Annotated in this window: 13 protein-coding genes; 6 read left to right on the top strand and 7 right to left on the bottom strand. The window is 64.6% G+C overall.

Going from position 1 to position 10,544, the window contains the following annotated elements:
- Window positions 1-1,475 (bottom strand): aldehyde dehydrogenase family protein (locus tag BSG17_RS16040; protein WP_089825904.1); only part of this gene is annotated, 1,475 nt, incomplete at its 3' end.
- 136 nt (window positions 1,476-1,611) lie between these two features.
- Here BSG17_RS16040 and BSG17_RS16035 point away from each other — a divergent pair.
- Window positions 1,612-1,998: a DUF4112 domain-containing protein gene (locus BSG17_RS16035; RefSeq protein WP_089825901.1), complete on the top strand. Its 387-nt coding sequence runs from the start codon at window positions 1,612-1,614 to the stop codon at window positions 1,996-1,998.
- Between the two features lie 10 nt (window positions 1,999-2,008).
- On the opposite strand, the gene BSG17_RS16030 is transcribed toward BSG17_RS16035, so the two are convergent.
- Entirely contained in the window at window positions 2,009-2,806 is a 798-nt protein-coding gene (locus BSG17_RS16030; RefSeq protein ID WP_089825899.1) for an RIO1 family regulatory kinase/ATPase domain-containing protein, read from the bottom strand.
- Window positions 2,807-2,907: 101 nt separating this feature from the next.
- Here BSG17_RS16030 and BSG17_RS16025 point away from each other — a divergent pair, with 101 nt between their 5' ends.
- The gene (locus tag BSG17_RS16025; RefSeq protein ID WP_089825897.1) at window positions 2,908-4,050 is read left to right on the top strand and encodes an acyl-CoA dehydrogenase family protein; all 1,143 of its coding nucleotides are present in this window, start codon (window positions 2,908-2,910) and stop codon (window positions 4,048-4,050) included.
- Here the strand turns inward: BSG17_RS16025 and BSG17_RS16020 are convergent.
- On the bottom strand, window positions 4,047-4,586 hold the full coding sequence (locus BSG17_RS16020; protein ID WP_089825895.1) for a GNAT family N-acetyltransferase: 540 nt from the start codon (window positions 4,584-4,586) through the stop codon (window positions 4,047-4,049). The genes BSG17_RS16025 and BSG17_RS16020 overlap by 4 nt on opposite strands.
- Before the next feature lie 102 nt (window positions 4,587-4,688).
- On the bottom strand, window positions 4,689-5,063 hold the full coding sequence (locus tag BSG17_RS16015; protein WP_089825893.1) for a DUF8048 family protein: 375 nt from the start codon (window positions 5,061-5,063) through the stop codon (window positions 4,689-4,691).
- Window positions 5,064-5,239: 176 nt separating this feature from the next.
- Between BSG17_RS16015 and BSG17_RS16010 the strand changes: the two genes are divergently transcribed.
- The 3 genes from BSG17_RS16010 (at window position 5,240) to BSG17_RS16000 (ending at window position 8,300) form a co-directional block, all read left to right on the top strand.
- Complete coding sequence (locus BSG17_RS16010) at window positions 5,240-6,019, top strand: sugar phosphate isomerase/epimerase family protein (RefSeq protein WP_089825891.1); 780 nt, start codon at window positions 5,240-5,242, stop codon at window positions 6,017-6,019.
- A gap of 220 nt (window positions 6,020-6,239) precedes the next feature.
- Window positions 6,240-7,190 carry a carbohydrate kinase family protein gene (locus BSG17_RS16005; RefSeq protein ID WP_089825889.1) on the top strand — a complete coding sequence of 317 codons (951 nt, stop codon included), beginning with the start codon at window positions 6,240-6,242 and terminating at the stop codon, window positions 7,188-7,190.
- 636 nt (window positions 7,191-7,826) lie between these two features.
- The gene (locus BSG17_RS16000) at window positions 7,827-8,300 is read left to right on the top strand and encodes a DUF7344 domain-containing protein (RefSeq protein WP_139246649.1); all 474 of its coding nucleotides are present in this window, start codon (window positions 7,827-7,829) and stop codon (window positions 8,298-8,300) included.
- A 300-nt stretch (window positions 8,301-8,600) separates the two neighbouring features.
- Here the strand turns inward: BSG17_RS16000 and BSG17_RS15995 are convergent, their stop codons facing one another.
- A complete protein-coding gene (locus BSG17_RS15995; protein WP_089825885.1) occupies window positions 8,601-8,894 on the bottom strand; it encodes a PadR family transcriptional regulator in 294 nt (97 codons plus the stop codon).
- A 111-nt stretch (window positions 8,895-9,005) separates the two neighbouring features.
- On the bottom strand, window positions 9,006-9,182 hold the full coding sequence (locus tag BSG17_RS27100; RefSeq protein ID WP_170864822.1) for a hypothetical protein: 177 nt from the start codon (window positions 9,180-9,182) through the stop codon (window positions 9,006-9,008).
- Between the two features lie 113 nt (window positions 9,183-9,295).
- Between BSG17_RS27100 and BSG17_RS15990 the strand changes: the two genes are divergently transcribed.
- Window positions 9,296-9,805, top strand: a complete 510-nt coding sequence (locus BSG17_RS15990) for a metal-dependent hydrolase (protein ID WP_089825883.1) — start codon at window positions 9,296-9,298, stop codon at window positions 9,803-9,805.
- 10 nt (window positions 9,806-9,815) lie between these two features.
- On the opposite strand, the gene BSG17_RS15985 is transcribed toward BSG17_RS15990, so the two are convergent.
- The gene (locus BSG17_RS15985) at window positions 9,816-10,535 is read right to left on the bottom strand and encodes a GNAT family N-acetyltransferase (RefSeq protein ID WP_089825881.1); all 720 of its coding nucleotides are present in this window, start codon (window positions 10,533-10,535) and stop codon (window positions 9,816-9,818) included.
- Between the last annotated feature and the right edge of the window lie 9 nt (window positions 10,536-10,544).

Raw genomic sequence — 10,544 nt, 5'->3', positions numbered from 1 at the left:
GAGTTGTTGAGCGTCCAGGCGGTCCGCTCGGTGACAGCCTCGATGATCTCACGGGCCGAGGGGTAGCCGTTGCCGGACTTCTTGACCCCGCCGAACGGCAGGTGGACCTCCGCGCCGATACACGGGAGGTTGCCGTAGGCGAGGCCGACCTCGGCGTTGTCGCGGTAGTAGTTGATCTGGCGGTAGTTCTCCGAGATGATGGCACCGGCGAGTCCGTAGTCGGTGTCGTTCTGGATCGCGACGCCCTCCTCGACGTCACCGGAGTATTTCAGCAGCGCCACGTGCGGGCCGAACACTTCCTCGTGGGTACAGCGGAGGTCCTCCCAGGCGTCGGCCTCGTAGACGAACGGACCCACCCAGTGGCCGTCCTCGTGCCCCTCCGGAATCTCCTCGGCGTCCAACTCGGTCCGGTCGACCAACACGTTCACGTCCTCGTCTTTGGCCAGTTGGTTGTACTTCGTAACCTTCTCCTTGTGCTCGGCCTCGATGAGCGGCCCCATGAACGTGTCCTCTTCGAGGGGGTCACCGACCGAGACGTTCTGAGCGAGTTCGACGAAGCGCTCTTTGAACTCGTCGTAGACGTCCTCGTGGACGACTAATCGCTCCGACGAGACACAGCGCTGTCCCGTCGTCTTGAACGAACTCATCAGCGCCGAGTGAACGGCGATGTCCAGATCTGCCTCTTCGGTGATTACGACGTTGTTCTTCCCGCCCATCTCGCAGGCCGCCAGTTTGCCGGGTTGTTGAGCCACCTTCTCGGCGACCTCGTGGCCCACCTCGGCGCTCCCAGTGAACAGAACCGTGTCGACGCGCTCGTCTTCGACGATCGATGCCCCCGCGTCGCCGAACCCTTGGACCATGTTGAACACGCCCTCGGGGATGCCCGCCTCCTCGAACATCTCGGCGATGATCTGTCCGCACCACGGCGTCTGTTCGGCCGGCTTCCAGACGATCGTGTTGCCCTCGACCAACGCGACGGCCATGTGCCAAAACGGGATCGCCACCGGGAAGTTCCACGGCGTGATACAGCCCACGACACCCCGCGGTTTCCGCCGCATGTAGGCGTCCTTCGAGGGGATCTCGCTCGGCACCACGTCGCCCTTCGGGTGGCGAGCGTCGCCGGCGGCCCACTCGACCATGTGATACGCCTCGATCACGTCCGCCCGCCCCTCCGAGATCTCTTTGCCGCACTCTTTCGAGACGATCTCGCCCAGTTCGTCGGTCCGCTCGCGCAGTTCGTGGTAGATCTCCCAGAGGTACTCCGCGCGGTCGATGTGCGACAGCGCCTGCCACTCCTCGGCCGCTTCCTCGGCCTCTGCGAGCGCGGCGTCGACGTCCGATTCGGTGCTACGGCGGAACTCGCCGAGCACCTCGCCCGTCGCCGGGTTCTCGCTCTCGAACGTCTCCGACCCGTCGCCGTCCGTCCACTCTCCGCCGATGTAGTGGCGGTACGTCTCGTCTGATTGGTCGCTCATGGTGTGGTAAAATTTGCGTCATCGGACGTGAAAAACCCCCTAGATTGGAAGTCAACGACACGCGCGAGAGCGACTCGCACGACTGGAATATACAGCCACCACGTACATCCTTCCGGGAGACGAATGGAGAGACACAATGAACGACGTCGACCTTCCCGACGACTCGGAGCTCTTCGACGCGGCAAGCGAGGCAGCGCTACAGCGGTCGGAGGCGCTCGCGTCACTGCTCGACGACGGGATCGAACTGCCGGTCATCGGTGTCAAGATCGGACTCGACCCGCTTCTCGGCCTGCTGCCCGTCTCCGGCGACCTCGTGAGCAGCGCCCTCTCGCTGTACATCCCGCTGGAGGCGGCTCGGCTGGGCGTTCCGATGACGGCGATCGGGAAGATGCTGGCGTACATCGGACTCGACCTCGCCATCGGCTCGATCCCGGTGCTCGGGACGATCTTCGACACGTTCTGGCGGGCCAACAGACGGAACGTCAACCTGCTCGAGAAGCATCTCGACGCGAGCGCAGAGTAGAGCCCGATCCTCACGACGCGCGCTTCTCGATCTCTCCTTTCAGCCCGGCAGCGTCGAAGTCGTGGTCGGGTCGGATGTTGACGAAGTCCATGAACTCTCGGGCCGCCAGCAGCTCCTCGACAGTGTACGCCGAGAGGGCGGCGTCGACGCTCGCCTGGACGCCGATGAGCGGTTCGAGCACGCCGAGCGCACACGCTAGATCGTACGACCGGGCGTCCTCGCGACCGTCCTCGCGGACGCTTGTCGCGTCGATGAAGTAGAGTTCGCCGTCGCGGATGAGCACGTTCTCCGCCCGGAGGTCGCCGTGGGCCAGGCTGTTCTCGTGCATCAGATGGAGGTTGGCAAAGAGATCCGGAGCGAGTCGCCGTTCAGTCTCGCGGTCGAGTTCGCCCAGCGAGCGGAACTCCGGGAGATACTCCAACACGAGGACGCCGAGGTCGTTTACTTCGAGCGCTTCGACCGGTGCGGGCGCGTTGACGCCGATTTCCCGCATCCGCTTCGTCGCCTCCAGTTCGTGTTCGGCCATCTGGAGCGGCGTCCCGAAGTGTTCGAAGAACCCCTCCGTCCCGCTGGAGAACGCACCCAGGTTCCGGCCGGTCGTGAAGAGCGCGTGGACGACGGAGTTCTGCTTCGAGATCACCTTCACGAACCACTCGTCGTCGACGACCATCGGTGTCGAGAGCCAGTTGTCGGCGTCGAGAAACCGGACGTGGACCTCCTCCCGGTCGTATCGGACCGTGAGTTCGCGGACGACCTCCTCGAGTCGATCCCACTCGACTTGCCCCCTGACGAGGCGGCGAAAATCCATCGTCCCGTCTTTCGTCGCCGTTTCGTATAATTATCACGGGCCGCGCGAGTCTGTCACGGTCGTTCGCTGACTTTATCACGTCGCTCTCGCAAGCCTTGCCTATGGATTTCGAGTTACCCGCGGAACACCGGATGATTCGCGACACCGTCCGCGAGTTCTGCGAGGAGGAGATCGCCCCCGTCGCCCAGGAACTCGAGAACGACCACCGGTTCCCCGCCGACGTCTTCGAGCAACTCGCCGACCTCGACATGATGGGTGTCCCCGTCTCCGAGGAGTACGGTGGCCTCGGCGGCGACCAGTTGATGTACGCGCTCGTCACCGAGGAACTCGGCCGCGTCTCTGGCGGTATCGGACTCTCCTACGCCGCGCATATCTCGCTCGCCTCGAAACCGATCGAGCTGTTCGGGACGGACGAGCAGAAAGAGCGGTGGCTCACTCCGCTGGCGACGGGCGAGGAGATCGGTGCGTGGGCGCTGACCGAACCCGGCAGCGGGAGCGACGCTAGCGATATGGACACGACGGCCGAGAAAGACGGCGACGAGTACGTCCTCGACGGGACGAAGCAGTTCATCACGAACGCCAGTGTCGCCGGTAGCGTCCTCGTGAAAGCCGTCACCGACCCCGGCGAGGGGTACGACGGCATCTCGACGTTCATCGTCGACCCGAACGAGGACGACGGGTTCGAGGTCACCACCGTCTGGGACAAGATGGGACTCAACTGCTCGCCGACGTGTGAGATCTCGCTCGACGAGGTTCGCATCCCCGAGGACCGCCTGCTCGGCGAGGAGGGCGAGGGGTGGAAACAGACGATGAAGACGCTCGACGGCGGCCGCATCTCTATCGCCGCGCTCTCGACGGGGCTGGCACAGGGGGCGTACGACGCCGCCCACGGCTACGCGAAGGAGCGCGAGCAGTTCGGCAAGCCGATCGCGAAACACGACGCCATCCGCGACAAGATCGTCGACATGTACCGGAAGACCGAGCGCGCACGCCTCCTGACGCACAAGGCCGCCTGTCGCTACGACGCCGGCAACCGCGTCTCCAAGGAGTCGGCGCTCGCGAAGCTCGACGCCAGCGAAGCGGCCAGAGAAGTCGCCGAAGACGCCGTCCAGGTTCTCGGCGGCTACGGCTACACCGAGGACTTCGCGCCACAGCGGTTCTACCGCGACGCCAAACTGATGGAGATCGGCGAGGGGACCAGCGAGATCCAGCATCTCGTGCTCGGCCGCCAACTCGGGCTCTAAGACGAGGAAACCGACGACAGTTCGTCGGCGAGCAGTCCGTAGTGCAACAGGTCGCGGTAGGTACCGCCGACGAACGCCTCCTCGCGGTGGACACCCTCCTGCGTGAAGCCGACCTTCTCCAGCACACGCTGTGACCCGCTGTTGTGCTCGTACGCCTCGGCGACGACCTTGTGGAGTCGTCGCTCCTCGAACGCGTACGTCGACATCAGTCGCACGGCTGCAGTGCAGTACCCGTTCCCCTGCGCGTCGGGTGCGACCCAGTAGCCGAGTTCGCCGACGCCCCACGTCTCGTCGACGTGGAGACCCATCAGGCCGACCGGAGTCCCGTCGTCACAGACGAGCAGGTTGACCGTGTCGTCGTCACCGGTGAGTGAGTCGAGCCACTCCTCCTCGTCGTGTCGGTTCTTCGGGGCCGACATGCCGAGCATCCCCCAGACGTCGGGGTCGTTGACCTGTTCTTGGACGAACTTGAGGTCGTCCGTTTCGACCGTCCGGAGTTCGACGGTCTCGTTGTGGAGGAACACTGGACCTGGCATACCAACGCAGAGAGCCGCGGCACTAATCAATCGTTTCGTGCTGTGGGAACGGCTGTCGAACCGGCTCCTCTCGAGCGGTTTCGAAGCGGTTCGAAGACGGCGTCAGGGTCTGGTCAGGACGATGGCGTCGTTGTCGCCGCCGTCGTCGCCGAGGACGGCACGGAACTGCCGGTCGTGGACCGCACGGAGCGCGTTCAGTTCGGCCGTCGACGCCGACAACGACGTGGCGAACTCCGGCCAGACGTGGTTCGGGACGGAGAGATAGTACCCCTCGGGTCGCCGCTCGACCAGCGGGTCGGTGGCGAACGCCTTGCGCCACTCGTAGACGATGTCGTCGACGCCGGGGAGCGAACGGACGACCTCCTGCTGTCGGCGGACGAGGTCACGGAGTTCGGTCACCTCGATATTTCGCTCACGAGCGACAGTCTCGATGACTGTGTCGTCGAAGGCGGCCAGTGGGTCCCGCGTGTCAGCCATTGTCGGTCGTTTCGACCCCGTCGGTAAAAATCCCCTCGCTGACATCTCCCCGACGGGACGGCCGACGGCTCCGTCCGAGCAGTGCTCGGTCAGCTGAACAGTCACCTTCGGACCCGAACTCCTCGGTCGCCTCGTTCGTCTCGGAGCTATAACTCGTCGGCGGACGCACTGTCCGTATGGACTGCCGAATCGGGTTCGTCACCCAGATGGGGATGAGCCACGAGACAGTGTTCGAAGTCGCCGCCGACCACGGGTTCGACTTCGTGGAGGTGATGATGGACGGTGCGGACGAGCGGACGCGACTCGCCGCCCGCAGCGACGAGTTCCGGTCGTCGCTGACGACACACGACCTCGATCTGCTCGTCCATCTCCCGTTCGGCGGCGTCGACCTCGGGTCGCCGTTCGAACACGTCCGAGCGGGGTCCGTGCGAGAACTCGCCGCCGCCGTCGACACCGCGGCCACCCTCGGTGCGGAGAAGGCGGTCGTCCACCCGACGACCGGAGCCTGGTCGCCCGCCTGGGACGCCAGGGGGCTCCGGGAGAACGTCGTCGACTCACTGCGAACGCTGGACGAACACGCGAGCGAGGCCGGCGTCGAACTCTGCGCGGAGAACGTCCCGCGGAGCGTCTTCCGGACCCACGAGTTCTCGGAACTCCTGCGGGAGACCGACGTCTCGATGACGCTCGACACGGGTCACGCGCGGATGGACGGCCGCGACTCGGCGGGCATCGCCGCCTTCGCCGAGCGGTTCGGCGACCGCATCGGCCACCTCCACCTCAACGACACGCGACAGGCGAAAGACGAACATCTCCCGTTCGGCGCGGGCGACATCGACTTTCCGGCGGTCTTCGACGCCCTCGGCGACGACTGGACGGGGACGCTCTCGTTGGAGGTGTTCACGCACGACGTCGACTATCTCGGCGTCAGCAAGCGCCGACTGGCGGCGTTGCTGTGAGCCGCCGCCGAGACGGGAGAGACGTCACTCCTCGGTGTGCCCGCCTCGGTTCTCACGGGCGTTCGACTGGGAACGGTCGGCCGCGTCCCGCAGTTCCCCCAGGTCGTAGCCGCGCGGGTCGATAGTCATACGTCCGACATTCCGACGAAGTGATATAAACGTTCGTGCAAACCGTACCGGGACCGGCGACGCTTTTCATCCACCTAGTCCAAGAGGGAGTATGCCACGGATTCTCGTCGCAGGGGAGACGCTGATAGACTTCATCCCCGACGCACCCGGCCCGCTCGCGTCGGTCGACTCGTTCGACAAACGCGCCGGCGGCGCACCCGCCAACGTCGCCGTCGGCCTCGCCCGTCTCGACGCCGACGTCGACTTCTGGACCCGCGTCGGCGACGACGCCTTCGGCGACTTCCTGGTCGAGACGCTCGCCGACGAGGGACTCTCCGGCGAGCTGGTCGAACGGGACTCCGAGGCACAGACGACGCTCGCGTTCGTCAGTCTCGGGGAGGACGCAGACCGGGAGTTCAGCTTCTACCACGACCGGACGGCCGACACCCGGATGGAGCCGGGAACGGTCGACGACGACGAACTCGCCGACTACGACTGGGTCCACGTGGACGTGCTGTCGTTGGACACCGAGCCCTCCCGCGACGCTGTCGTCGACCTCGCCGAACGCGCTCGGATGACCGACTCGATCGTGTCGTTCGACCCGAACTCACGACCCGAACGGTGGGGGGAGTTCTCCTACGTCGAGGCCGCAAAGCAAGGGTTCCGCCTCGCTGACGTGGTGAAGGCGACGCCCGAAGACCTCCGAGAGGCGGGGTTCGAGGGCGACGCGGCCGACCTCGCCCGGCAACTCTGCGAGTTCGGCCCCCACACCGTGCTCGTCACCCTCGGCGACGAAGGGTCGTATGCGTACGCGACGGCCGACGCGCCGTGGGCCGACGAGGAGACCGAGGTCACACACGACGGCTACTCGGTCGACCCGGTCGACACGACCGGCGCGGGTGACGCGTTCACGGCCGGTGCGATCGCCGCGCTCTCCGAGGGTGAACCGCTGTCCGAGGCGCTGGCGTTCGGCAACGCGGTGGCCGCGACGACGACGACCGCGGGCGGCGCGATGACGGCCTTGCCGACGCGGGAGGCGGTGCGTACGTTCCGAGAGCAGTAGACAGCGGGCGATCGAACGGCGTCGACACGTCCGTATGAACGGGGGGATTTTTCCCTCAGACGGCCAGAACGACCAGATACACAGAACTGATAAGTGAACTGAGTGACTAGTCGGTCGAGGTGACCCGCCGGCGTCGACGGCGACACCCCGTAACTGCCTCCTACTCCGTCGCTCCGTGCCCGCTTCGGCGAACGTCACCGACCGCCGAGCGGTTGGCGTCCGCCTTCGACTGTCCTGACTTGACGGTCGAAGGCGGACCGTGGAGGCGATCGCCGCCACTGACCGCTGTGAACTTCTCTGACACCGGTCGGTGGAGACTTGTCACTCCCATAACAACGAATTATCAACAATCAAAAAGGGCGAGATATCGGTAGTTTATTTATATGTAAGACAGATAATCGATCGTTAATGACTCTATAGCAGTACTTCATTTCGGCTAACACTTTCTTTGGGTATTGTACGTTTATCTGAAAATTCACGGCCGCTCATGAGTGTCAAAATCTGACCATATTTTTATGATAGTCAGCTAATACGAATGGTATGGGGTCTGCCAACTTAGAAAATCAGAAAGGTTCGGTGGGAACGGGACCTTCGACGAACGACAGCCTGACCGACGAGTCGAAAGATACGGTCTTCATGATCTTACGCAGCAGTCGTCGCCGACTCTTGCTGCACTACCTCGAGCAGAGCGACGGGACGCTGTCGCGCGGCGAGCTCGCCCGACACGTCGCGGCCGCGGAGGAAGGAATCGAGATGGAGGAGGTGACGACGACCGACCGAAAGCGAGTGTACGTCTCGCTACACCAGACGCATCTACCCACGATGGACGACGTCGGTATCATCGACTACGACGAGGACCGGGGGACGGTCGAACTCCACGAGGAGAACGCCCGGAAGTACTACCAGTATCTCCACTTCGATCCGAACGTCGCGTCGTCGGACGCCGACGAGGGCGACGACGGGGACGGTTCGGAGGCGAAGTCAGTGGACGGCGACCGACCCGAGGACGGCAGCCACGCGGCGGCTGAGGGAGTCGAGGCCGAACGAACCGCCGACCGTGCGCAGAACGGGATGGTCGACTCGCTCGTGAACCTCTTCAGAACGAACTGAGTGGATCGACTCCGGTCGTCCGGCGCTACACTACTGTTTCTGCGACGACTGTCACTCCGCGAGCGGATCGCAGAAGAGTTGTCCGTTTCGTCCCAACGTACCGTTTCCTTACCGGAAGTGAGTGACATCCAGCTCGGTGTAGTCATTCCCGTAGAAAACGATCGAAGCGTACGAGCGACCCTGACCGGTGGGAACACCGTCGACCGGGGGTTCCCGAACACGGCGTCACCACTCACGCGGGGGGACACAGACTACTGAGCGACTCCGAGAACGCCGCACCGACCTCTGGATGGTCGACCGTCAGTGAAACTGTGCGACGAGACCGTTCTCCCACGTCCGTCGTGTCTCGAGAGCTCTCAGCCCCTCGTCGGTGATGGTGTAGTAGTTCGTCCGCCGGTCGAGATCGCCTTTCTGCAACAACCCCTCGTTGACGAGCGTGTCGAGGTTGGGGTACAGTCGAGCGTCGCTGATCTCGTTCTCGACGGAGTTCTCGTAGGCCTCCTTGACGGCTTGTCCCGAGGGTTTCTCTAGGTTAGCGATCACGTACAGGAGGTCGCGCTGGAATCCGGTCAGGTTGAAGAACACTTCTGACATCTCTTCGCTTCTGCTTCGGACACTACACAGTTAGTTAATGTCAGATTATTCGTAACTATTGGTCTGAACAAAAGAGTTTCCGGCGGTGTCGACTGACCGTCAGTCGGGTCGCTATCTACCGTTTCCCAGGCCAGCACGACCGAGTGCGACGAGGATCAGATAGCCGAGGAGCCCACAGACGAAGAGAACGACTGGGATGACGAACGGCCCGAACACGCCAATGAGATCCGAGAAGGGCCCGAGTTGGAGCACGTCTTCAGGGAGCGTCTCCGGCGGATTAAAGCTCACGTCCCCGGCCGTCGTGGGCGATGTGACGTCGGCTCCGGCGAGGGTCGCTCCGATCGAGCACGTCGGCCGCGGAGACCCGTGTGTTTTTGTCCGAATTGGCGCAACCTCTCTCTATGTACCGGTTCGGCCACTTCGGCGTCTCGCTTCTCGTCTTCGCTCCCATCGGATTCCTGTTGGTCACCGCCGGGGCGGTCGAGCTCGCGTTCGTCACCGGCGCGACGATGGTGTGGCTGTCGACGCTGCCGGACGTCGACCACAAACTCCCGTACGTCACCCACCGCGGGCCGACGCACTCGCTTCTCTTCGCGGCGTTCGTGGGCGGCGTGTTCGCCGCGGTCGGAGTGTTCCTCGAACGGAACCTCGGGCTCGTCGTCACCGTCGATGGGGTCGGGACGGTCGGTCTCGGCGCGTTCGGCTTCCTCCTCGGGAGCGTCACCGTAGTCGCCCACCTCCTCGGTGACGTCATCACCCCGATGGGCGTGAACTTCCTGTGGCCGCTGTCGACGAAACGCTACTCGCTGTCCCTCACGCCCGCGAAGAGTACGGTGTGGAACTACGGACTGTTCGCTCTCGGTGTCTTCGCCGTCGCGGCGGCGACGGTGGTCGCGATACGCGGCCTCTGAATCGACCGCGTCACGCCGGACGGACGAGGACGCTCGTCCCCCACCGTTCGAACCCCAGGTTCGTCGCGACGGCGACCGACCACGGCCACGCGTCGAGCGTCCGGTACTGCGGGACGAGTCCCGCGTCGAGTGCGGCCCGTGCGACTTCGGAGACGACCGCCTGCGCGTGGCCCTCGTCTCGGTGTTCCGGGTGGGTGACGACGGCGATATGCGCGAGCGTATCGTCCCAGACCTCGTAGCCTGCGAGTGCAACCAACTCGGACCCGACGAACCGGCCGACTGAACGGCCCGGGACGAACGACGACCCGCCAGCACTCCACTCGTCGTCGCACGCCGCACGGAACTCGTCGTACGCGCGGTCGTCACCTTCGGTCAGCACTCGGGCCGGCCGTTCGACGGGTGAGAGCGTCGAGTCGTCAACGTAGCCGAGAAACGCCGGACCGAGAACGTCGTCGACAGCCACGTCGACTGCGGCCAACCGCTCGACGAGGACGCCGGGTTCGACGACGTCCACCGCGTCGAGACCCGCCAGCGCCTCACGGACGACGGTCGATCGATCGGGGGCGACGGCGACGACGGCCGAGCCGCCGCGTGCGACGATCTCGACGTCGTTCGTGTCGTTGGCGTCGCTCGCGACGACAGCGACGCCGTCGCTCCGGAGCGTCTCGCGCGAGCAGTCGAGCGCGTCGGACCAGTACTCGTCGACGATGTCGCGCGTTTCGGGAGTCACGGTGGAGTC

The sequence above is a fragment of the Halogranum amylolyticum genome (assembly GCF_900110465.1).
In the GTDB taxonomy this organism is placed as follows: domain Archaea; phylum Halobacteriota; class Halobacteria; order Halobacteriales; family Haloferacaceae; genus Halogranum; species Halogranum amylolyticum.
The sequence above is the reverse complement of the archived record's forward strand: the minus strand, read 5'-3'. Positions and strand labels throughout refer to the sequence as shown.